26 protein-coding genes, 1 tRNA gene and 1 pseudogene are annotated in these 20,936 nt (G+C 41.8%); 19 read left to right on the forward strand and 9 right to left on the reverse strand.

The annotated features are described in order from the left end of the window. The first annotated feature begins 13 nt into the window (after positions 1–13). On the forward strand, positions 14–310 hold the full coding sequence (locus tag PR725_RS21835) for a Rha family transcriptional regulator (protein ID WP_336297988.1): 297 nt from the start codon (positions 14–16) through the stop codon (positions 308–310). Here the strand turns inward: PR725_RS21835 and PR725_RS10765 are convergent. From PR725_RS10765 to PR725_RS10785, 5 genes and pseudogenes are all read right to left on the reverse strand, one after another. Beyond that, positions 210–1,526: pseudogene (locus PR725_RS10765) on the reverse strand (terminase); the annotation flags it as partial. The gene PR725_RS21835 and the pseudogene PR725_RS10765 overlap by 101 nt on opposite strands. 2 nt (positions 1,527–1,528) lie before the next feature. Continuing rightward, positions 1,529–2,131, reverse strand: a complete 603-nt coding sequence (locus PR725_RS10770) for a hypothetical protein (RefSeq protein ID WP_272568957.1) — start codon at positions 2,129–2,131, stop codon at positions 1,529–1,531. A 54-nt stretch (positions 2,132–2,185) separates the two neighbouring features. Further along, a complete protein-coding gene (locus PR725_RS10775) occupies positions 2,186–2,446 on the reverse strand; it encodes a DUF2560 family protein (RefSeq protein ID WP_272568959.1) in 261 nt (86 codons plus the stop codon). A gap of 46 nt (positions 2,447–2,492) precedes the next feature. After that, positions 2,493–2,765 (reverse strand): hypothetical protein, encoded by a 273-nt coding sequence (locus PR725_RS10780; protein ID WP_006659518.1) that lies wholly within the window; start codon positions 2,763–2,765, stop codon positions 2,493–2,495. Between the two features lie 91 nt (positions 2,766–2,856). Continuing rightward, entirely contained in the window at positions 2,857–3,099 is a 243-nt protein-coding gene (locus tag PR725_RS10785; RefSeq protein ID WP_272568961.1) for a hypothetical protein, read from the reverse strand. 105 nt (positions 3,100–3,204) lie between these two features. Here PR725_RS10785 and PR725_RS10790 point away from each other — a divergent pair, with 105 nt between their 5' ends. Continuing rightward, entirely contained in the window at positions 3,205–3,357 is a 153-nt protein-coding gene (locus tag PR725_RS10790; RefSeq protein WP_154611333.1) for a hypothetical protein, read from the forward strand. Here the strand turns inward: PR725_RS10790 and PR725_RS10795 are convergent. Further along, positions 3,350–3,637 carry a DUF2622 domain-containing protein gene (locus tag PR725_RS10795; RefSeq protein WP_210789250.1) on the reverse strand — a complete coding sequence of 96 codons (288 nt, stop codon included), beginning with the start codon at positions 3,635–3,637 and terminating at the stop codon, positions 3,350–3,352. The two genes, PR725_RS10790 and PR725_RS10795, sit on opposite strands and share 8 nt — an antisense overlap. Positions 3,638–3,805: 168 nt before the next feature. On the opposite strand from PR725_RS10795, the gene PR725_RS10800 reads away from it, so the two are divergent. The 7 genes from PR725_RS10800 to PR725_RS10830 all read left to right on the forward strand — a co-directional run bounded on the left by PR725_RS10800 (position 3,806) and on the right by PR725_RS10830 (position 7,360). Continuing rightward, entirely contained in the window at positions 3,806–4,264 is a 459-nt protein-coding gene (locus tag PR725_RS10800) for a DUF5420 family protein (protein ID WP_272568964.1), read from the forward strand. A 47-nt stretch (positions 4,265–4,311) separates the two neighbouring features. Continuing rightward, entirely contained in the window at positions 4,312–4,440 is a 129-nt protein-coding gene (locus PR725_RS10805) for a hypothetical protein (RefSeq protein ID WP_272568966.1), read from the forward strand. Then, positions 4,437–4,844 carry a hypothetical protein gene (locus PR725_RS10810; RefSeq protein ID WP_272568969.1) on the forward strand — a complete coding sequence of 136 codons (408 nt, stop codon included), beginning with the start codon at positions 4,437–4,439 and terminating at the stop codon, positions 4,842–4,844. Before PR725_RS10805 ends, PR725_RS10810 begins: the two co-directional genes overlap by 4 nt. Further along, entirely contained in the window at positions 4,834–5,016 is a 183-nt protein-coding gene (locus PR725_RS10815) for a hypothetical protein (RefSeq protein WP_272568971.1), read from the forward strand. Before PR725_RS10810 ends, PR725_RS10815 begins: the two co-directional genes overlap by 11 nt. After that, complete coding sequence (locus PR725_RS10820) at positions 5,009–5,200, forward strand: lipoprotein (protein ID WP_272568973.1); 192 nt, start codon at positions 5,009–5,011, stop codon at positions 5,198–5,200. The genes PR725_RS10815 and PR725_RS10820 overlap by 8 nt, the downstream gene beginning before the upstream one ends. A 5-nt stretch (positions 5,201–5,205) precedes the next feature. Continuing rightward, positions 5,206–5,751, forward strand: coding sequence for a phage N-6-adenine-methyltransferase (locus PR725_RS10825; protein WP_272568975.1), 546 nt, complete (start codon positions 5,206–5,208; stop codon positions 5,749–5,751). Between the two features lie 451 nt (positions 5,752–6,202). Next, complete coding sequence (locus tag PR725_RS10830) at positions 6,203–7,360, forward strand: tyrosine-type recombinase/integrase (RefSeq protein ID WP_180312422.1); 1,158 nt, start codon at positions 6,203–6,205, stop codon at positions 7,358–7,360. Positions 7,361–7,381: 21 nt separating this feature from the next. On the opposite strand, the gene PR725_RS10835 is transcribed toward PR725_RS10830, so the two are convergent. Further along, positions 7,382–7,458, reverse strand: a tRNA-Arg gene (locus PR725_RS10835). A 187-nt stretch (positions 7,459–7,645) separates the two neighbouring features. Here PR725_RS10835 and folD point away from each other — a divergent pair. From folD to fruA, 5 genes are all read left to right on the forward strand, one after another. After that, entirely contained in the window at positions 7,646–8,503 is an 858-nt protein-coding gene (folD, locus tag PR725_RS10840; protein ID WP_004913518.1) for a bifunctional methylenetetrahydrofolate dehydrogenase/methenyltetrahydrofolate cyclohydrolase FolD, read from the forward strand. 18 nt (positions 8,504–8,521) lie between these two features. Further along, complete coding sequence (ybcJ, locus tag PR725_RS10845; protein WP_004913522.1) at positions 8,522–8,734, forward strand: ribosome-associated protein YbcJ; 213 nt, start codon at positions 8,522–8,524, stop codon at positions 8,732–8,734. A 445-nt stretch (positions 8,735–9,179) separates the two neighbouring features. Further along, a complete protein-coding gene (fruB, locus tag PR725_RS10850; RefSeq protein WP_272568978.1) occupies positions 9,180–10,334 on the forward strand; it encodes a fused PTS fructose transporter subunit IIA/HPr protein in 1,155 nt (384 codons plus the stop codon). Next, complete coding sequence (gene fruK, locus PR725_RS10855; RefSeq protein WP_109912080.1) at positions 10,331–11,275, forward strand: 1-phosphofructokinase; 945 nt, start codon at positions 10,331–10,333, stop codon at positions 11,273–11,275. Before fruB ends, fruK begins: the two co-directional genes overlap by 4 nt. 11 nt (positions 11,276–11,286) lie before the next feature. Next, positions 11,287–12,981: a PTS fructose transporter subunit IIBC gene (gene fruA / locus PR725_RS10860; RefSeq protein WP_272568981.1), complete on the forward strand. Its 1,695-nt coding sequence runs from the start codon at positions 11,287–11,289 to the stop codon at positions 12,979–12,981. A 367-nt stretch (positions 12,982–13,348) separates the two neighbouring features. Here fruA and cysS read toward each other — a convergent pair whose 3' ends face one another. Then, positions 13,349–14,737, reverse strand: a complete 1,389-nt coding sequence (gene cysS / locus PR725_RS10865; protein WP_109912078.1) for a cysteine--tRNA ligase — start codon at positions 14,735–14,737, stop codon at positions 13,349–13,351. 267 nt (positions 14,738–15,004) lie between these two features. Between cysS and ppiB the strand changes: the two genes are divergently transcribed. From ppiB to PR725_RS10890, 5 genes are all read left to right on the forward strand, one after another. Further along, positions 15,005–15,499: a peptidylprolyl isomerase B gene (gene ppiB / locus PR725_RS10870; RefSeq protein ID WP_004913539.1), complete on the forward strand. Its 495-nt coding sequence runs from the start codon at positions 15,005–15,007 to the stop codon at positions 15,497–15,499. Between the two features lie 9 nt (positions 15,500–15,508). Continuing rightward, a complete protein-coding gene (gene lpxH / locus PR725_RS10875) occupies positions 15,509–16,234 on the forward strand; it encodes a UDP-2,3-diacylglucosamine diphosphatase (protein WP_109912077.1) in 726 nt (241 codons plus the stop codon). Between the two features lie 158 nt (positions 16,235–16,392). Further along, entirely contained in the window at positions 16,393–16,908 is a 516-nt protein-coding gene (gene purE / locus PR725_RS10880) for a 5-(carboxyamino)imidazole ribonucleotide mutase (RefSeq protein WP_004913545.1), read from the forward strand. Continuing rightward, positions 16,908–17,990, forward strand: coding sequence for a 5-(carboxyamino)imidazole ribonucleotide synthase (gene purK / locus PR725_RS10885; RefSeq protein WP_109912076.1), 1,083 nt, complete (start codon positions 16,908–16,910; stop codon positions 17,988–17,990). The genes purE and purK overlap by 1 nt, the downstream gene beginning before the upstream one ends. Positions 17,991–18,106: 116 nt before the next feature. Beyond that, on the forward strand, positions 18,107–19,345 hold the full coding sequence (locus tag PR725_RS10890) for an MFS transporter (protein WP_004913552.1): 1,239 nt from the start codon (positions 18,107–18,109) through the stop codon (positions 19,343–19,345). 127 nt (positions 19,346–19,472) lie between these two features. Here the strand turns inward: PR725_RS10890 and PR725_RS10895 are convergent, their stop codons facing one another. Further along, a complete protein-coding gene (locus tag PR725_RS10895) occupies positions 19,473–20,843 on the reverse strand; it encodes an esterase-like activity of phytase family protein (protein ID WP_109912075.1) in 1,371 nt (456 codons plus the stop codon). Between the last annotated feature and the right edge of the window lie 93 nt (positions 20,844–20,936).

Below are 20,936 nucleotides of genomic sequence, written 5' to 3' on the forward strand. Positions count from 1 at the left end.
CCAAGTTGTCACCATGTCTAGTCGTGAGATTGCTAAGCTGACAGGTAAGCGTCACGACCATGTTTGCCGTGATATCCGTACAATATTGGTTGCATTATTAGGCGGTAAGGATGCTGATTATATCCGTAACCCAGATTTGGGTTATAAGACAAATCAACATGTTACATGCTTACAGTATGAATCAAACAGCCCTAACTCATGGGAGTTACAATGCCTTCGCCGCATTTATGTTCATCAAAAGCACAATGAGGAAGAATTTCACGCACAGCCTCGATGCCCTCATCGACAGACACTCTTGGCACGACATTAAATCGAATTGAATAAACCTCTCCGTCAATTTCATACCCCTCACGGGCTAATTCTTTCCGTGATTTAGCATCAGAGCCGAATTCCCTATTCTCAATATCATGCGGGCCATTGTGACTATCGTAGGTATAACCTTTATCTTTCAACACTTTCATATAGTGACGAAGACCTTCACCACTGTTTGAATAGTGGTCGATGACGTGAAATTCCTCACCCACTTCACGAATAAACCAGATTGACGTTGAGTCGCCCACGCCGATATCCCAATACGTATGCACAGGTAAGTGTGAGTTATCAGGGAGTGTTCCAATGCGTTTATTTTCGTACAGAAAGCGGAATTGTTTGGCGTAATAAGCACCTTCAACAGATTGCTGAAATGCTTCAGACGGTATTGACGGGTATTCCCGCTTCATATCGTCGCCAAGTGTTTTCTCTTTGGCGTAGTACCATGCTTTCTGGCGCTCGTTTAATTTAACGCCGTGCTTACTGGCTATCTCATCGAAGTAATCAACTAGCCGCTGTGGTAATTGCTCAACAGGGTCAATGGCGTATTCGGGATTCTTCCACCATGAGAAGAAAAAGAATTTCCAATCTAGGTTAGAGAGAGCCTTACTCTGAATTTGCGCTTTCTCAGCAGACTGGCAGTAATCATAAAAATAACCTGCTCGACCTTCCGCTGTGCTTTCAATTGTCGTGAAACAATCGCTTGATACTGCCTCAAACGCACCAGTAACAATCTCACGAGCCTTTTCTGGATACTTGGCGCATATCTTACCGAACTCAGATACATGTAAATATCGGAGTGTACCGCCACGAAATGACGTGCTGATATAAAGCGAGCCGCCTTTGCTAAACACCAACTCACCAGCCGCATCATTACTCGCTGGGTTAGCCGCTTTGATTTCATCGGGTAGCTTGTCATAGGCATACTTTATCTTTTCCCTGAATAGTCGCTTAGCATCGTTAAGTGTGTGGGCTATCAATGCACATTTAGCCGCCTCAAATAACGCTGCGTCTAGCTGGATAATGCAGACCTCAGTAGTGAAGCCAAGCTGTCGGGCTTTAAGGATAATGTTTCGCGTGTGCATCCCTTCAAAGTATTCAAGCTGCTCAGGCGTCATTTTAAATCGAACTGGCTTACCTTCTTTGTTGGTGATCCAGTAGAGATGATTCAATCGCCAGAGCTTATCTCTCAATAATGCAAGATGTTCTGGCTTCATGATTATTCCTTAGATAAGTCGTCCATCAGTGACGAGATAGAATCGGATGTTTTGTTTTGCTGCACATCATCTAGCCCATATGCTTGGCGTTCAAGACCAACTAGATTTTTAAGTGTTTCGCTTAATGCTTTGACTGACTTAACGCGCTCAGGGAGAGAAATGATTGAGTTGTAAATCTCATTTAGCTTGTCACGTCCGTTATCGTCGGGACTAAACATTAATTCACCCAATTTACTTAACGCTGGTACATCAGCACATTCAGCCGATAGCTCATCAAACAAGTTATTGGTTAACTCTCTTGCCCTGCGAATATCTCCCCTGTGTTCCATGCGAACACTAGCGATGACTTCGGCGGTTGCCTCAATAAGTACGCGCTCTGAAAGTACTGTTTCGCTGCGTACCTGCTTGCGTACTTCCTCTTTGCGTACCAAATCATCTGCACGGGATTTTATCTTTGCGTTAAGATCTCGCGACCAATCATCCTTCTTTGCTCTTTTGCGTATAGCTCCTTCAGATATGCCATGCTGTGAAGCTATTTCTCGAAGTGACATCACGCCAGCTCGGTAAGCCGACTCGATGGCCTCCCAATCTGGTCTCTTAGCCATATTCATATCCTCATAACAAATTAAAAAGCCCACCATGATGAGCTTTGTGATTGGTTATTCTGCTACTTCATTGTTGAATAACGTTTTCTTTGTTTCTTGCACTCGTTGATAGATAGTATCTACCTTGGTCAGTAAATCGACTGAGCCATTATCAAAGTTGCCATTGTTACCAGACCACAGTTGAACAAATAACTCATATTCAAGTTGGTCGTCATTGATGAGCTTGATAGCCTTTGCGGTTGCTGCTGTGTTATTCCCTGTTAGCTTAAGTAAGCCTAAGCGGATTTTCTCTTTTGCTGTTAGTTCAGTAGTCATAAATTGCCTTTCTTTAGGTAATAAAAAACCCGCGCTAGGCGGGTCGTTATCTAAACAGGAAATATAGAACTGGTATCAATAATGCAACGGAACATATCCTGTACCAGATTATCTTTGCTGTTATTTCTTTCTTTATCTTCTTTGCTTGCGCTCCATCACTAGACTCTTTAATTTCATTTTTGTGAGCTTCTAATGCTTCATTTTTTACTTGCTCACTTTTTTCTAACATCTTATGGCTCCCTATTGCCATCTTCACAACTACAATCAATATCACTATTGGTATGGCAAGTAGAGCCATAACATCGAACCATGAAATCATTAGTTACCTCCTATTGGAGGAATGCTAACACTAACTAAATGTAATAAATAACACATATTTGACTTATGCTTAAAAAAGGCCGCTGAGCGACCTATTCATCTACAAATAATAACTTGGGCTGAGTGAGTGAAAGTATTTGCTCATATTCCAATTGCAATGCTTTCTTCTCTTTCTTTCGCCCATTCATTAACTGGCTGCCTAGCCGACCTTTTAATTCTGACTTTGCCGCTTTTAACGCATGCCGATGCTGAGCTTCTTCGCCTAAATCTTTCCAGCGATTAATTTGCTCTGCCATCCAGTTAAATGCTTGAATGAATTTTATCTTAATAAGCATTGCTGCCTTAAAAGACATACCCGATGTACAACGCAAGCAACCACGGCTACGCAAGCCGATTATGAGTGATGGAAGTGTTACGGCACGTTAAATAGGAGATTTACAATGGAAGAGTTAGAAAGTTTAATCAATACAGTAGCAGAAAATGAAGGTATTTCACGACAGGAAGCAATAAAGCTGGTTGTGAAGTTAATCAATAACAGACAAGCCAGCTTACCTACAGGTGAGCCTGAATTAGGCTCAGGAACGACTATTTAGATTGATATAAAAATGCAGCCCAGTCACTGATAGCAAACACAATGACAGACGCATCCTTTGTTAAAGATAAAGGTTTGGATATTCTCCTGACTTCATCTCTTAATTGCTCTGTAGTTAAGTGACTGTTGCCAACATAAGTTCCGTTAGGTAGGTCGCGTTTACTGCCATCTCCATACGTGACATACCTATTCATTAATATCCCACTCATTTTTTTATGCAAATCATCATAGTCGTCATAATCTGCATTATATAGCTCAACTCTAACTGCATATTGTGTCATTAAAAACATTCCTTATTTTGACTGTGGAATAACCAATATATCAATTTTCCTTGACTGTGGAAAGGAAGGAAACCACCTCGCCTGACGTGGTTAAAAGCAGGCACAGTTAACTAATTACAGTCCATCAAGGTGGGCTGTGGTGAGTTGATTAATAGATAGGAGATAGAGATGGAACCAAGGGATTATCGATTTTATAAAATTAGCAAAGAAGCTACCGAGCAAATCAAAAAAGAAACCGACGAAATCCAAGCTAAACGGCAGGTGCTTCTCAATGAAGCCATTGAAAGCGTTGGGGCTAAAGGAGTTAGCTTTAGTAATTCATGGGGTGAAAATGGAACAACAATTCGCGCATTTGCTTTTGCAGTAGATAAAGAATTCGATTTTGCAGTTAAAGAATCTCAGCGAACTAGCGAGTTAAAAGTTATTCGAGCCAAAGCTAACTCGAAGAAAGGTAAAGAGTTTAACGCCGCACTAGACGCAGCGAAAGATGAACTCAATAAGAAGATCAAAGATTTACTATCTTTTAGAGACTACATCATCAATAAGTTCGATATTCAATGCTGTTCTATTAGTCAACATGGAAGCGGCGCTGGCATGAGAATGCTAGAGACGATTGTCGGATATTGATAAATACAAACTTTGTTTAGCTCAATCACAAGCTGGAATTGCACGTTATGGAAGCCTATAAAGGTTATTACGACATAGTAGGCTCACGTTGGAATCGAGATTACAACGATTACGTTGATAGTTTTAATGCGGGGGCTGATTTATTAGGTTGGGATAAGATGGAGAAAATAAAATGAAAGGTAAGCTAACAATATCAAGACCTAGTTACAGTGATGATAGAGAGAAAATAAATATTGTCGTTAAATGTGACATTTCTAAATTAAGATTTTTAAGTCTTGAAATTGACTATGCTGATTTTGCTAAATGTATAACTGGACTTTCTGAAGTTGATTGTGATTTGGAAGTTAACGGGCTTGAGAATGTAGGTAAGAAAAGAATAACAGAGCAGAGAAGCGTCATTTGTCCTATTAAGTCATATGAAAAGAGAGTTCTCAGAGATTGGTTAATAAACAACAAACAAGAAGATGGTTATATTCTTGATGCTTATTTAGGTAGTCAATCATCAGTACAATATTGTGATGAGGGAACAATATTAAACTACAGGGTTATTAAATATGTAGAGGCTGATGATGAAATTTAAAGTCGGCGATAAGGTTAGAGTAGTTAAAGATATTCTCGGCTCTAATCTTGTTGGTTATGAATGCGAAGTAATATCGATTGATAATAGTGAAACTTTAAATATTGGAGTTAATTTTCCTGATGGCATTGAAACGTATTTCGCGCAAGGTGAATTGGAGTTAATCAATGAATAAATTAGTAATTACTGCTGTTGCAATATTATTTTTATCTGGTTGTACTGAACTAAAAGAAGGCTCAGCTATCGACATGTATCATGATGACCAAAGAAATGTGACATGCTACGTGTATAAGTCAGGATATGCGGGAGGTATTTCATGCATACCTGATGATCAGCTACCTAATTATGATAAGGGATAGCGAGGATGAAGGCTGATTACGGAGGTAGCCACACACCAAAGGAATTGCGTGATAGGTGGCAAACTCCACTACCTTTATTTACAGCATTGGACGCTGAATTCGGTTTCTATTTAGATGCCGCCGCAGATAAAAATAATCACCTTTGTACTCATTACCTCACCGAAAAAGAAAACTCGCTAAATTGTGATTGGGAAAGTTACGGCGCTATTTGGATTAACCCGCCCTATTCAGATATTCAGCCATGGATCGATAAAGCCGCTGAACAATGCAAAAAGCAATTACAGCCTGTCGTGATGTTAATTCCTAATGACACATCAGTAGGCTGGTTTAATTCCGCACTGGAAACAGTTGATGAGGTGAGATTAATTACAGGTGGAAGAATTTCATTTATTAACGCTGGAACAAATAAGCCAGTTAACGGAAATAATAAAGGCTCAATGCTTTTAATATGGCGACCATACATTAAACCAAGAAAGATAATTAGCACTGTCGATAGAGACGAGTTAATTAATATCGGAAATCAAATATTAAATGAATGGAAAATAGCATAGGTGGCCTATGACACCACAGGAGCATGAAAACGGATTGCGAGCAGTGGCAAGGAAATGCCACAAAGAACTGAAGAATTGCGACAAAATAACCAACGAAATATCAACCAAAACTCTACTCAAGCACCTACCAGAATTCACTAAATATTTACCATCCGATAAGAAACTAAAGTACACACCTAACATGTGGCTCAATCACTATGTCATGACGATAGATAAGGAGATTAATGGTGACAGGAATAACCATATCTAGAAAAGAAGCAGCAGAAATAATTGGTATAACTGAAAACACACTATCACAGTGGTGCAAGCAAGGAATGATCGCATTCACAAAGAAAAACCCTCTAAAGAAAAACTCCCCTTACTTATTCACTAGAGCAGCATGTATTGCAGCGGCCAACAAATCAATTCACACTATGCCAGTGAACACTGGTGAGACAGGAGAAAGGAAACCATGTCAATATTCCAAAGAGGAAAAATCTGGTACGGGGACTACACGACGCCAAGCGGCAAGCGTATCAAGGAGTCTCTTGGCACAGCGAACAAGAAGCAAGCACAGGAGCTACACGACAAACGAAAGTCTGAATTGTGGCGCATAGAAAAGCTTGGTGACTTCCCTGATGTCACATTTGAGGAGGCGATTGTTCGATGGATAGAGGAAAAAGCTGATAAAAAATCACTGGATGATGATAAAGGTCGGCTTTCCTTTTGGTTAGATCACTTCGAAGGTGTGAAACTGAAAGATATTACAGAGGCAAAAATTTATGCAGCTGTAAGCAAGATGAGAAATAGGAAGGTTAGAGAACGATGGGAAAAGCAAGCTGAAGCAGCTAAGCGTAAGGGAAAGGAAATCCCTGCTTATTCAGAAGCCCAAGTAACCACAGCCACAAAAGCAAAGCATTTGGCAATTATGAAGTCATTACTACGAACTGCTGAGCGCGAGTGGAAATGGCTGGAAAAGTCACCTGTTATTAAAGTGCCAACAGTGAGAGAAAAACGGGTTCGGTGGCTAGAACATCACGAAGCACAAAGGCTGATCCGCGAATGCCCTGAGCCACTGAAATCCGTAGTTATATTTGCTCTGGCTACTGGGCTGCGACGTTCCAATATAATCAATTTAGAGTGGAATCAGATTGATATGCAAAGAAAAGTCGCATGGATAAATCCAGAAGAAAGCAAATCAGGCCAAGCTATTGGCGTGGCATTGAATGATACATCCTGTCAGGTTCTCAAGGAACAAATTGGAAACCATCATAAATGGGTATTTGTTCACACTGAATCCAAAAAGAGGCCAGACGGAACATTGACGCCAAGCGTTAGAAAAATGCGAGTTGATTCTAACACAGCATGGAGAGCCGCACTGAAAAGAGCAGGAATAGAAAACTTCCGCTTTCACGATTTACGGCATACATGGGCGAGTTGGTTAATTCAGTCTGGCGTCCCACTTTCAGTTTTACAAGAAATGGGCGGCTGGGAGTCCGTTGATATGGTGAGAAGATATGCTCACTTAGCACCTAATCATTTAACTGAACATGCGAAGCAAATAGACACTATTTTCGGTACTTGCGTCCCAAATACGTCCCAGTTAGCAAAAGTGGAGAATTTTAAATGATGGTAAGTGATTGAAAATTAATGGTACGCCCTACAGGATTCGAACCTGTGACCTACGGCTTAGAAGGCCGTTGCTCTATCCAACTGAGCTAAGGGCGCATTGATAATGCGGGCAGCCTATCTGGCTGATGGCGTTGAATTATACGGTTGCTGCGCGCTGAGTCAATGGCTTTTCGCTACTAAAATAACTATATGCTCATTTTATGTAATAGTTTGAACTGACAATGACCTTAACTTCTGACAAAATAGAGTCATTACCGTGTCTCATATATGGATTAAGTTACAGATGTTAGCAAAAATTATTGATGGGAAAACGATTGCGCAGACAATTAGGCAAGAAGTTGCTCAAAAAGTACAATTACGTTTAGAACAAGGAAAACGCGCCCCTGGGCTTGCTGTGATTTTAGTTGGCGCTAACCCCGCGTCACAAATCTATGTCGGCAGCAAACGCCGTGCTTGTGAAGAAGTCGGTTTTATTTCACGTTCTTATGATTTGCCAGATACAACAACAGAAGCTGAATTACTCAAACTGATTGATGATTTAAATCAAGATACTGAAATTGACGGAATTTTAGTTCAACTACCATTACCTGCGGGGATTGATAACGTCAAAGTTATTGAGCGTATTCATCCAGACAAAGATGTTGATGGTTTTCATCCGTATAATGTCGGCCGCTTGTGCCAACGTGCGCCGCGCCTTCGCCCATGCACCCCTAAAGGAATTGTTACTCTACTTGAGCGCTGCGGTATCAACACTTATGGTTTAAACGCTGTAATTATTGGCGCATCCAATATTGTTGGTCGTCCAATGAGCTTAGAGCTTCTGCTAGCGGGTTGCACTACAACAGTAACGCATCGCTTTACCAAAGATTTAGAACACCACGTTCGCCATGCTGATTTAGTTGTTGTCGCAGTGGGGAAACCCAATTTTATTCCTGGTGAATGGATTAAACCTGGCGCGATTGTGGTCGATGTCGGTATCAACCGCTTAGATAGCGGCAAAGTCACAGGAGATGTCGATTTTGACGAAGCCGCGAAAAACGCAGCTTGGATCACCCCAGTGCCTGGTGGTGTTGGCCCAATGACCGTTGCGACTTTAATTCAAAACACCCTTCAAGCATGTGAAGAGTACCACGATATTTAATGTAATTTTGGAGTAATCATGGATATATTCAATTTAAATGGGCACCCACACGTCGAACTGTGTGATTTGCTAAAAATTGAAGGCTGGGCGGAAAGCGGTGCAATGGCAAAAGCCATGATTGCAGATGGCTTAGTTGAAGTTGATGGTGTGGTCGAAACACGTAAACGCTGTAAAATTGTCGCGGGTAAAATCGTTTCAATGGGCAGCCAAAAAATTAAAGTTGTAGAATAATACATTTAGGTAAGCTGAAAAATTTCAGCTTACCTCTCTTTGCATAATAAATAACCACCTCCCTTTCCCCCTTTGTTCAAAATAATCCGATTTATTGTAAAACGACCAAAGCTCTTTTGAGGTTTTAGAAGATTTTTTCTTTAGCCATATTTAGTGTATTAAACATTCAAATAACCAAGCATATTGATAATTTAACTTATTGGTTTACAAAAACAAAAAGCTTCAGCAATTACTTCAGCTTTGTCATAAGACAGATAAAAAACACTCAGTTCCTCCCCTTAAAAAATTTAACTTAGCTCTCATTTTTTGTATTTCGTACCTTAGCGACATAGACAAGACTAAACGATTCAGCTAACCTTGTTAACGATAACATGATTAACAAACAATCAGATCCGCTTGCAAGTCTTCTGGCTGATCCGGCAATAAATAATAATCAGGAGAAATTATGTTTAACTTACCAATAAGCGATATCCACCTTGCAGCTGCTGCATCTGATAAAAAAAATGCAATAGAACAAGTCGCTAAGGCTCTCGAAAATGCAGGTTATGCAAAAAGCGGTTACGCACAAGGAATGCTTAACCGAGAAACCCAAGCTCCCACCTTTTTGGGAAATGGTATCGCAATCCCACACGGGACAACGCAGACACGGAACCAAGTGTTGAAAACAGGTTTTGCTGTTTTCCAATTCCCTAATGGTATTGACTGGGGTGATAACCAAACTGCTTATATTGTTATTGGCATTGCGGCTCAATCCAATGAACATCTCGAATTACTTCGCCAGTTAACCCACATTATCAGTGATGAGCACACAGCTGACGCGATGGCCAAAGCTGACACCCCTGAAGCCTTAAAGCAACTTCTAATGGGTGAACGCCAAACTCAACCAGTGAAACTTGATGACTCAATGGTCACTGTTAGTGCTCAAGTTGATAATATAAACACATTAAAAATACAGAATATTATTAACTTACAAAACGCCCAAGCTGTTAGTACTGACTTTATTACCCAAGTTCTCACCCAAACACCTTCGTATTTAGGTCAAGGTATTTGGTTAAGTGATAGCCCTATTGGAAATATTCAGAATGCGATTGCGATAACGACCGTAAAAAAAACATTTAGCTTTCAAGGTAACCCAGTCAATGCCCTAATCACTCTCTCTTACGCTAATTATCAGATAGAAACTTTTTTACTTAAAATAAATAATCTATTGAAAAATAAAGAATTAAATCTAATTAACAACACTGATAACGTTAACAATCTAATTAATTTATTGCGTAGTGAAGATTCACACACGGAAAGTAAATCATCAAGTACATCCGGAATCACTCAGGACTTCACCGTTCTTAATCCACATGGGCTACATACGCGCCCGAGCACCCAGCTAGTCACCACCATTAAGCAGTTCGAAAGCACTATTACTGTGAGTAATCTTGATGGTACTGCGACTCCCGTAAATGGTCGCAGCTTAATGAAAATCGTCAGTTTAGGCGCTAAATGTGGGCACCGTTTACGAATTCACGCAGAAGGTACAGATGCACAAGAAGCTATCGTTACCATTGGCGAGGCAATTAACTCAGGACTTGGAGAAGAAATCGCATGAGCAGAAGAGTCGCAACTATCACGTTAAACCCCGCCTATGATTTAGTTGGGCTTTTACCTGATATTCATAGAGGTGATGTGAATTTAGTCAAAACTGCTGGGCTTCATGCCGCTGGAAAAGGCATAAATGTGGCCAAAGTACTTAAAAACTTAGGAATTGATGTCACTGTTGGTGGTTTTTTAGGTAAAGAAAACCAAGATGGTTTCCAAAAAGCGTTCAGCGAAACAGGAATTGCTAACCGCTTTCAGGTTGTCGAAGGCCGCACCCGTATCAATGTAAAACTGACAGAGCACACCGGTGCAGTTACCGATTTTAATTTTTCAGGCTTCAGTGTCACTAAAGCGGATTGGCAACGTTTCGTCACCGACTCACTCAGCTGGGCGGGTCAGTTTGATATGATTTGCGTCAGTGGAAGTTTACCTCAAGGCGTTGATTTAAAAGATTTTACTCAATGGATGTTACGCCTTAGAGAACAATGCATGTGTGTCATTTTTGATAGTAGCCGTGAAGCTTTTGTTGCTGGACTCAAAGCTTCTCCTTGGTTAGTAAAACCGAATCATCGTGAACTTGAAATTTGGGCAGGAAAACCTCTTCCCACTCATCAAGATATTGTTGATGCCGCAAATCAACTTCGCCAACAAGGTATTGCCCATGTGGTGGTTTCTTTAGGCGAAAAAGGTGCCATGTGGGTCAATTCATCAGGCGCTTGGTTTGCTAAACCACCTGAATGTGACGTTATCAGCACCGTTGGCGCAGGGGACTCAATGGTAGGTGGGTTAATTTACGGGCTAATGATGAGGCAGACAAGTGAGCACACACTACGCTTAGCTACTGCCATTTCTGCACTTGCAGTCTCCCAACCCAATGTCGGTATCACAGACCGAGCGCAACTTGCACATATGATGACAAAGGTTGACTTACAACCGTTTACGGCTCAATGAGGATGAAAAACATGAAAATATTAATCGCTCCAAGCCACCAGCAAGGCCCTGCTATTTGCTGGCTAGCCATCGATGCCTTAAAGAATGTATCTGCCTTACAAAATATCACCTTCACTGAACAGCTTACTGATGCTGATATTGTGATTTGTTTTGACACTCAGTTGCCTGAAGATTTCAATTGTGCAGACAAAAAAATCTATTTCGGCCACCCCGATGTCGCTGTTAGGCAACCTGCTGAATTCCTGACATCAGCAATTAATGAAGCCACACTTTGTGAACAACAAATTGCCGAACCGCAGCACACAAAAACTTTCTCTATATTAGCCGTTACAGCTTGCCCTACAGGGGTTGCTCACACTTATATGTCCGCAGAAGCACTTGAAGCTGAAGCAAAAAAACGAGGCTGGAATATCAAAGTAGAAACCCGTGGTTCTGTAGGGGTTGGAAATGAAATTACACCAGAAGAAATTGCACAAGCTGATTTAGTCATTGTCGCTGCTGATATCGAAGTCAATGTGGATAAATTTGCGGGAAAGCCAATGTACCGCACCTCTACCAGTGCAGCATTGAAGAAAACAGCACAGGAATTAGATAGAGCGATAAAGGAGGCGAGTACATTTTCGCCACAAAATAGCAAAAACTCATCACAATCAAGCCAATCCAACGAAAAACGCGGAGTCTATAAGCACTTACTCACAGGTGTGTCTTATATGCTCCCGATGGTTGTGGCAGGAGGATTGTGTACTGCACTTTCATTTGCTTTTGGTTTAGATGCATCCAATGTAGAAGGCTCTCTGGCCTGGGCGCTTAGCCTAATTGGTGGGCAAACAGCCCTTGCATTAATGGTGCCTGTACTATCGGGTTATATCGCCTATTCCATTGCTGACAGAACAGGGCTAACCCCGGGTTTAGTCGGTGGGGTACTTGCGACCACCTTAGGTGCAGGTTTTTTAGGCGGGATCATTTCCGGTTTCCTTGCGGGCTACAGTGCTCACTTTATTAGCACTCGATTAAAATTACCGCAAACAATGGAAGCGTTAAAACCGATTTTAATCGTGCCATTGATTTCGACTTTATTTACCGGTTTAGCCATGATCTATGTGATTGGTCACCCTGTAGCGTGGTTGATGGACTGGTTAACCAACTGGCTAAATACCATGGGAACCACCAATGCAGTGATCTTAGGTGCAATATTGGGTGCCATGATGTGTACGGATATGGGAGGCCCGGTCAACAAAGCTGCTTACGCCTTTGGTGTCGGCCTATTAAGTTCACAAACCTACGCACCAATGGCAGCGATTATGGCTGCAGGTATGGTGCCGCCACTGGCAATGGGGATTGCCACATTAATAGCGAGACATAAATTTGTTCCCGCTGAACGCGAAGCAGGTAAAGCCTCTTTTGTTCTCGGTTTATGTTTTATTTCAGAAGGTGCTATTCCGTTTGCCGCCAAAGACCCTATCCGTGTTCTTCCTGTTTGTATCATTGGTGGTGCAATAACTGGGGCGCTATCCATGTACTTTGGTATTCAGTTGATGGCACCTCACGGTGGTTTATTTGTGCTGTTAATACCCGGAGCTATTAATCATGTATTGATGTATTTATTCGCGATAGTAGCTGGTACGGTGGTTTCTGGTGTGCTTTATGCCATTGTCAAAAAAGCAACGCCCAAAGAAGCTCAACAAGAAATGGCAAGTATCGCTTAATCGCTCAGATTTAAGTTCCATTCCTAGTCCCTGTTGGTAGTCTTATTCCCCCCTTAACTGGGGGGCTTTTATTTCACACTAAAAATAAAAAACGGTTAAATATCAATACCTAACCGTTTAAATATGCAGGATTTTTTAAGTCCATCAGTACTCGAAAGGATAACTTGGGGAGCATACAAAAGTATGTGACCCAAGTAGCCAAGTGATGGCAACACCGCCACAGTATGAATATGACTCTTATTAATACGCTAAATAGTTCGTGTTGTGGCTAGGCGCCGAACGCGGATAACTTGGGGAGCATACAAAAGTATGTGACCCAAGTAGCCAAGTGATGGCAACACCGCCACAGCACGAAATATGACGCGTATTATTTGCGACGCCACGTAGTACCAGTAGCCCCATCCTCAAGCACAACCCCCATAGCTGTCAGCTCATCACGAGCCGCATCTGCTTGCGCCCAATCTTTATTTTGACGCGCATCTAGGCGTTGTTGAATTAATGCCTCGATTTTTGCCACTTCCGCATCATCTTCAGTCTGTGCGCCGCCTTTTAAGAAACTTTCTGGGTCTTGTTCTAACAAACCAAGAACGCTAGCCAGTTCACGAAGTTGTGCCGCCATCGCATTGGCCGCTGATATATCTTCTGATTTCAGACGGTTAACTTCACGTACCATGTCAAACAACACGGAATAAGCTTCTGGTGTGTTAAAGTCGTCATTCATCGCCTCAATGAAACGTGCTTTAAATTCATCACCACCAGCAGGAACTGCCGATTTATCGGTACCGCGCAATGCCGTATACATACGCTCAAGCGCAGTGCGCGCCTGTTTCAAGTTTTCTTCTGTGTAGTTAAGTTGGCTACGATAATGGCCTGATAACAGAAAATAACGCACTGTTTCTGCATCGTAATACTCAAGTACGTCACGAATAGTGAAGAAATTATTGAGAGACTTAGACATTTTCTCTCTATCAACCATGACCATACCGGAGTGCATCCAGTAATTCACATAAGGGCCATCATGAGCACAGGTAGATTGTGCGATTTCATTTTCATGGTGTGGAAACATTAAATCTGAGCCGCCACCGTGAATATCAAAATGGTTGCCTAATGTTTTACTGTTCATTGCCGAACATTCAATGTGCCAACCTGGACGGCCTAAGCCCCATGGGGATTCCCAGCTTGGTTCGCCTTCTTTAGACATTTTCCACAAGACGAAGTCCATTGGATTACGTTTTACATCAGCCACTTCGACGCGAGCACCTGCTTGCAACTGCTCTAGATCTTGACGGGATAACAGGCCATAATTTGGGTCAGTTTTCACCTCAAACATGACATCGCCATTCGCAGCAACATAAGCATGTCCACGCTCAATCAAGCTTTGGGTTAATTCAATGATTTCACCAATATGACGCGTTGCACGTGGTTCGCTATCAGGGCGTAAAATATTCAATGCATCGAAATCTTTATGCATTTCAGCCAACATACGTGTTGTTAGCTCTTCGACACTTTCATTATTTTCTGCTGCACGTTTAATGATTTTATCGTCAATATCGGTGACGTTGCGCACATAATTTAAGTCGTAACCCAAATAACGTAAATAGCGGCTAATTGCATCAAATGCCACAAATGTACGGCCGTGGCCGATATGACACAAGTCGTAGATAGTGATGCCACACACATACATCCCAATCTTCCCTGCGTGGATGGGCTTAAACTCTTCTTTTTGACGACTTAGTGTATTAAAAATTTGTAGCATCTGAACTTTTCCATTTATTTGAAAAATGATTATCGATTTCTACCGATAAAATATCATGTTATTGAACCCCGATCACCTTAAGAATGCAAGGGTTTACCCCGCTTCCTTTTCAGTTTATTCATTAGGTTTAATACACACCTATTATGCTATAAACTACCCGCTAAGCTTCCTTCCGCTTCAAGTCAGGTTTTATCTGTGATATAAACGTGCTGATCTCAACGCTTTCGCAAGTTAGCGCACAAAAAACAATTATTCAGGATAGCTATTATGGTTACATTTCATACCAATCACGGTGATATTGTTATCAAAACGTTTGACGATAAAGCCCCCGTTACAGTCGAAAACTTTTTAACTTACTGCCGTGAAGGTTTTTACAATAATACCATTTTCCATCGTGTTATTAATGGTTTCATGATCCAAGGCGGTGGTTTTGAGCCAGGCATGGAACAAAAAAACACTAAAGCACCTATCAAAAACGAAGCTAACAACGGTTTAAAAAACAGCCGTGGTACCTTAGCAATGGCTCGTACTAACGACCCTCATTCAGCAACAGCACAGTTCTTTATCAACGTTGCTGACAACGACTTCTTAAACTTCCGTTCAGAACGTCCAGATGGCTGGGGTTACTGTGTATTTGCTGAAGTGGTTGAAGGTATGGACGTTGTTGACAAAATCAAAGGTGTCTCAACTGGCCGTAGCGGTTTCCACCAAGACGTTCCACGTGAAGACGTTATCATTGAAAAAGTGACTGTCAGCGAGTAAACCTGACGCATGTCCACTTACATCATTGCAGATTTGCATTTAAGTGAAGATGAACCGGCGATCACCGCCGGTTTTATCAACTTTATTCAACAGCAAGCCATCCATGCCGAAAGCCTGTATATTCTCGGCGATTTTTTCAATTATTGGGTGGGCGATGATGACAACAACCCGCTACATCAACAAATTGCCAACGAACTAAAACAGCTTACAGATCGCGGAATACCCTGTTATTTCATTCATGGAAATCGGGATTTTTTAATCGGTAAACGCTATGCGAAACAGTGTGGCATGACCCTATTACCGCAAGAAACATTGCTCGAACTTTATGGTAAACGTATTTTAATTTTGCATGGTGATACATTATGTATAGACGATGCCGCCTATCAAAACTACCGTAAAAAAGTTCACACACCTTGGGTCCAACGGCTGTTTCTGCTACTCCCCCTCTTTGTGCGTCGCCGTATCGCGCAAAAAATGCGACAAAATAGCCAATATGCAAGCAGCATGAAAGCCGAGTCGATTATGGACGTCAATTCGCAAGCCGTTATTGATGCATTACAAAGGCACCAAGCGCAATGGATGATCCATGGTCATACTCACCGCCCTGCTATTCATGAGGTGAATATCGGTGGTGAATTGCATTATCGAGGTGTATTAGGTGCATGGCACTATGAAGGTTCTGCTTTTGTCATTAGCGAGCAAGGCATTGAACTGATTTTCTTTCCATTCGAGTAATTTTAATTAGCCCCAGAATTTCTCATCGCATACACGACTCGTTTGCTTAATTATTAATCACGCAAACGTTTTCCTGACTGCATTACCGTGATATGATCACCTTAATTCAATTTCCCCATCTTAGGGTCATGTTTTTTTTCACTACAGGAAAGCACCAAATGACTGCCCAAGTTTCTGCTCAATCTGCGGCAAAAATCGCCATCGTTATGGGTTCGAAAAGTGATTGGACGACAATGCAGCACGCTGCTGATGTATTAAATGAACTCCAAATTCCTTTTCATGTCGAAATCGTCTCTGCGCACCGTACCCCGGATAAATTATTTTCCTTTGCTGAAAATGCGAAAAAAAATGGGGTTGATGTGATTATTGCAGGCGCTGGTGGTGCCGCTCATCTACCGGGTATGTTAGCTGCAAAAACCTTAGTACCTGTCTTTGGTGTACCAGTACAAAGCGCTGCTCTCAGTGGTGTCGACAGCCTATACTCCATCGTTCAAATGCCTAAAGGTATCCCTGTCGGCACACTAGCAATCGGTAAAGCAGGTGCAGCAAACGCAGCACTGTTAGCCGCTCAGGTATTAGCAATAAGTGATACTGCTATTTTCAACCGCCTTGCCGCGTGGCGTGAAGCACAAACCAATGATGTGCTAAACAACCCAGACCCGAGGGAAGCATAATGAAACCCGTTTGTGTGCTTGGTAATGGCCAACTAGGTCGCATGCTGCGTCAAGCGGGTGAGCCATTAGGTATCGCCGTTTTTCCTGTTGGGCTTGATGCAGAGCCGGAAGCCGTTCCTTATCAGCAAAGCGTCATCACCGCTGAAATTGAACGCTGGCCAGAAACACCTTTGACAAAAGAATTAGCTCGCCATAATGCCTTTATTAACCGTGATATTTTTCCACGTTTAGCGGATAGGTTCCCACAAAAAAGTTTATTTGATAGTTTGCAACTTTCCACTGCACCTTGGGCATTATTAGAATCCCCTGAACAATGGCCTGAATTATTTGCAACTTTAGGCGATTTCCTCATTGTAAAACGCAGAACTGGCGGCTACGACGGGCGTGGTCAATGGCGTGTTCGCCCTGGTGATGAAAAAGACTTACCCGCTGAAATTTACGGTGAATGTATCGTTGAACAAGGCATCCCTTTTGACGCGGAAGTGTCTGTCATTGGGGCCCGAAATGCAGAGGGGAAATCCGTTTTTTACCCAATTACTCATAATTTGCACCAAGAAGGTATTTTGCGAACGAGTGTAGCCTTCCCTAAGTCAACTAACCCGCAACAGGAACAAGCTCAAGCCATGCTCAGCGCGGTCATGGATGAGTTAGGTTATATTGGTGTGATGGCAATGGAATGCTTTGTCGTGGGCAATAACCTACTGATTAACGAAATTGCGCCTCGAGTACATAATAGCGGCCATTGGACACAAAATGGCGCATCCATTAGCCAATTTGAGTTACATCTACGTGCCATTTTAAACCTGCCAATGCCATCACCTGAAGTGTATAGTCCTGCTGTTATGGTCAATTTAATTGGTACGGATGTAAATATAAACTGGTTAAATTTCCCCCTAGTTCACCTTCACTGGTATGAAAAAGAGGTGCGCCCTGCTCGGAAAGTGGGCCATTTAAACCTTTCTCATCGCGACTGCAATCAATTGTCTGCAACACTTGCTGCTTTAGTTCCACTTTTACCAAATGAGTACAAAAGTGGCATTGAGTGGGCAAATGCAAAATTAGACTGGTACTCTCACCAATAAATAGGGAAAATAGCCCTATTCGATGCCCGAACCTATTTTCGGGCATTATGCTATTTACGCCGTCATCCAGAAAACAAATATCCTGATTTAAGGTGTGCGGCATTACTGGAGTCAATATGTCCTCGCAGCCTTTTAGTCCGTTTTATCAGTGGTGCATTCTTGTTCTATTAGGGCTGGTTTATTTTTTAGCCACTGCAACCACCTTTACATCTCTTGGTGTGGTTTTGCCTGAGATGATAAGTGAGCTCAAATGGAGTTGGAGTGAGGCTGGATTTGGTTTTACGCTACTGGGCTTAACTTGTGGGCTTGCGAGTTTTCTCCCTTCTCTACTGATCCGTAAAGTCGGTGTACGGGCCACTTTATTGCTAGGTACTAGTGTCTTTGTTGCGGGTTTTTATAGCCTTTATTCCACGCAAGCCATCAGCACCTATTTTTTAGGCACCGCATTAATTGGTATTGGTTTCACCTTACTCGCCACAGTTCCTGGGACTTACGTACTTTCACGGCTATTTGAAAAGCAATCCCTTGCCTTTGGGTTATATTTCACCATCGGGGGTTTGGGAGGCGTTGCAGGCCCTTGGATTTACTTTTACGCCTCAAACCAGTTAGGCTCTTGGCGTATGCATTGGGTTCTATGCGCCGTTTATCTGAGCATTGTCACGTTAATCACTATTTTTATGCTGCGTGAAGGTAAACAAGAACAAGAACACGCAAAAAAAGTGATGCAAAAACAAGTGAGTGATGCGAGTAAACCCATTTATCGCACTCCAGAAGTATGGACAGTCGGCAGAGCACTACGTACATGGCAGTTTTACTTAATTGCTGCAACTTATACCTCATTTTTATGGTGTGGTATTACCGTTAATAGCTTTGCTGTTGCCCATATTGAAGAGCGTGGTTTTGGCTTGACCGTGGCGGTTTCATTGTTAAGCACAATGGCATTTGTTAATGCATTCTCAAGGCTTATTGGTGGGGCCGCTGGGGAATGGCTAGAACCAAAGAAACTATTAATTGGTAGCCTAATTACCATGGTATTAGGTGTTATCTTCCTCAGTATTGCCACCTCATGGCTATGGCTAATCTTGTTTGTGTTATGCGTTGGCATTGGCTACGGCATGACTTTTTTGGCATCAAGTGTTTTGCTTTCAAATTATTTTGGCCGAGGCCCATACCTAGAACTATTCTCTGTGGTGAATTTAATTTCAACCGTTGCTTGTTTAGCGCCTTTTATTGCTGGTGCAATAAAAGATTTCACAGGGAGTTTCACCCCTGCATTTTTGATTATTGCTGCGCCTGTTGTCGTGATTTTAGGTCTTACCTTGATGATGAAGCCCCCTGCACTCAATCACAAATAAAAAATCCCGAGTGCTTAGCTCGGGAAAAATTAAAACCAAAGGGAAAACAAGTTTAAGACCAGATATTGGATCAAAACATACCGCTTATTTGTGCCACCGGAAAAATCAAAATGTGGCGCAAAATCAATTACGGTTTTAACAGCTCAGGAACTTTTAATAAGATAAATTCGTTATCATCCGCTTTATTTGGTTCACGACTGGATGAGAACGGGTAGTTATTATCATTGCCAACAATAATGTGTTCGCTATCAACCACATCAACGTTCTCTATGGTAAAGAATGGGAAAGTAAACACCCCGTCATTTAAGGGTTTTCTTGCCATATTGTTCGGGTCTTTGATATTCATTAAATCAATATAAGCCTGCTTATTTACTGGTTTGCCTATATTGTTATCTGAAAATTCAATACGATAAACACGCTTGAATTTAGCTAAATTACTAAAACAATTTTCAGTATTACTGCTTCCCGCCGTGCAGGCTTTATCTGCTGTACCTTCACCATTATCACGCTCAATGATTAGGCCGTGAGTATCATCAATAAGATTAAAATCACCAATGGCGTTTTGGTTATCTTCAAAGACATATAACCAACTTCTGCCAGTCCAATCTTGTTTTTTTACATCAAATTCAAGAATACGTGCTGCACGTTTGCCATCAACATTTTCATAATCTTGTTTGTCATCAAGCCAAATCGCCCCTTCTAGCATTGGATAGAGCTTAGAACCGTCTGGCGATGATGCCATACCTTCAAAACCTTTCGAACGGTTGACTTGGAAAGTCACTTTATCTGTGGGTTTGCCCGGTGTGGTGATTTGGTAGTGGTCAGGAGAAACGACTTTCTTTCCATCTACTTGCGTTTCAAACAAGGCTAATACCTTGCCATCCAAATCCATTTTGATTAAGTAAGGACCAAACTCATCACCAACCCATAAAGCACCATCCGCAAATTGAAAGCTTTCAGGATCAAAATCACTGCCTGTTAAATAGCGTTCTTTTGTACTTTCATTCGTAATATGAAAAGGGATAATTTTATCGGGATCATGGAAGAAAACCGTTTTTAATGGTGTCGTATTACCCGTTTGAAAATCAATGTCATATTGAGTGACATACAACATAGAGTCAGGAGAGTTTACTTTGTTGCCAAATCCATTATCAGTTAAAACCCAGTAAGTACCATCCGCCATGCGTTTGATACCCGAGTGCCCTTGACGTGGTTGGCCTTTAATTGGAATGTGCATTCCCGTTGGGCGATCTGCAGATTTACCTTCCACTTTCCCTAAACTATCTACACGAGCGCCTGTGGTAAATTTACCACTCACTTGCATGTCTGAAGGTGCATTTTCAGGTGTAGCGACAGTGGAATTAACCGGAAGAATGGAGTGACCCGCTAATGTAGCTGGCACTTCTTGTTGAGCAAACCCAGTGATGCTAAATGAAATTAAACTAGCCAATAAAGATAACGAGCCCAGTTTACGTTTAATAGAATAGTTATTCTGCATTATTATGTTTCCATTTTAAGGCTATCAATAATTGATGGCGGAATCATAACGTTGATGAATGAAGCTTTTATGAAGGATTGGAGACAGTTATTT

It is taken from the genome of Providencia sp. PROV255 (assembly GCF_028478065.1).
GTDB lineage: Bacteria > Pseudomonadota > Gammaproteobacteria > Enterobacterales > Enterobacteriaceae > Providencia > Providencia rettgeri.

Bases quoted from the DNA above. Each gene is read 5' to 3' on its own strand.
- PR725_RS21835 (WP_336297988.1), top strand. From the start codon at position 14: ATGTCTAGTCGTGAGATTGCTAAGCTGACAGGTAAGCGTCACGACCAT.
- PR725_RS10770 (WP_272568957.1), bottom strand. From the start codon at position 2,131: ATGGCTAAGAGACCAGATTGGGAGGCCATCGAGTCGGCTTACCGAGCT.
- PR725_RS10775 (WP_272568959.1), bottom strand. From the start codon at position 2,446: ATGACTACTGAACTAACAGCAAAAGAGAAAATCCGCTTAGGCTTACTT.
- PR725_RS10780 (WP_006659518.1), bottom strand. From the start codon at position 2,765: ATGATTTCATGGTTCGATGTTATGGCTCTACTTGCCATACCAATAGTG.
- PR725_RS10785 (WP_272568961.1), bottom strand. From the start codon at position 3,099: ATGCTTATTAAGATAAAATTCATTCAAGCATTTAACTGGATGGCAGAG.
- PR725_RS10790 (WP_154611333.1), top strand. From the start codon at position 3,205: ATGGAAGAGTTAGAAAGTTTAATCAATACAGTAGCAGAAAATGAAGGT.
- PR725_RS10795 (WP_210789250.1), bottom strand. From the start codon at position 3,637: ATGACACAATATGCAGTTAGAGTTGAGCTATATAATGCAGATTATGAC.
- PR725_RS10800 (WP_272568964.1), top strand. From the start codon at position 3,806: ATGGAACCAAGGGATTATCGATTTTATAAAATTAGCAAAGAAGCTACC.
- PR725_RS10805 (WP_272568966.1), top strand. From the start codon at position 4,312: ATGGAAGCCTATAAAGGTTATTACGACATAGTAGGCTCACGTTGGAAT.
- PR725_RS10810 (WP_272568969.1), top strand. From the start codon at position 4,437: ATGAAAGGTAAGCTAACAATATCAAGACCTAGTTACAGTGATGATAGA.
- PR725_RS10815 (WP_272568971.1), top strand. From the start codon at position 4,834: ATGAAATTTAAAGTCGGCGATAAGGTTAGAGTAGTTAAAGATATTCTC.
- PR725_RS10820 (WP_272568973.1), top strand. From the start codon at position 5,009: ATGAATAAATTAGTAATTACTGCTGTTGCAATATTATTTTTATCTGGT.
- PR725_RS10825 (WP_272568975.1), top strand. From the start codon at position 5,206: ATGAAGGCTGATTACGGAGGTAGCCACACACCAAAGGAATTGCGTGAT.
- PR725_RS10830 (WP_180312422.1), top strand. From the start codon at position 6,203: ATGTCAATATTCCAAAGAGGAAAAATCTGGTACGGGGACTACACGACG.
- folD (WP_004913518.1), top strand. From the start codon at position 7,646: ATGTTAGCAAAAATTATTGATGGGAAAACGATTGCGCAGACAATTAGG.
- ybcJ (WP_004913522.1), top strand. From the start codon at position 8,522: ATGGATATATTCAATTTAAATGGGCACCCACACGTCGAACTGTGTGAT.
- fruB (WP_272568978.1), top strand. From the start codon at position 9,180: ATGTTTAACTTACCAATAAGCGATATCCACCTTGCAGCTGCTGCATCT.
- fruK (WP_109912080.1), top strand. From the start codon at position 10,331: ATGAGCAGAAGAGTCGCAACTATCACGTTAAACCCCGCCTATGATTTA.
- fruA (WP_272568981.1), top strand. From the start codon at position 11,287: ATGAAAATATTAATCGCTCCAAGCCACCAGCAAGGCCCTGCTATTTGC.
- cysS (WP_109912078.1), bottom strand. From the start codon at position 14,737: ATGCTACAAATTTTTAATACACTAAGTCGTCAAAAAGAAGAGTTTAAG.
- ppiB (WP_004913539.1), top strand. From the start codon at position 15,005: ATGGTTACATTTCATACCAATCACGGTGATATTGTTATCAAAACGTTT.
- lpxH (WP_109912077.1), top strand. From the start codon at position 15,509: ATGTCCACTTACATCATTGCAGATTTGCATTTAAGTGAAGATGAACCG.
- purE (WP_004913545.1), top strand. From the start codon at position 16,393: ATGACTGCCCAAGTTTCTGCTCAATCTGCGGCAAAAATCGCCATCGTT.
- purK (WP_109912076.1), top strand. From the start codon at position 16,908: ATGAAACCCGTTTGTGTGCTTGGTAATGGCCAACTAGGTCGCATGCTG.
- PR725_RS10890 (WP_004913552.1), top strand. From the start codon at position 18,107: ATGTCCTCGCAGCCTTTTAGTCCGTTTTATCAGTGGTGCATTCTTGTT.
- PR725_RS10895 (WP_109912075.1), bottom strand. From the start codon at position 20,843: ATGCAGAATAACTATTCTATTAAACGTAAACTGGGCTCGTTATCTTTA.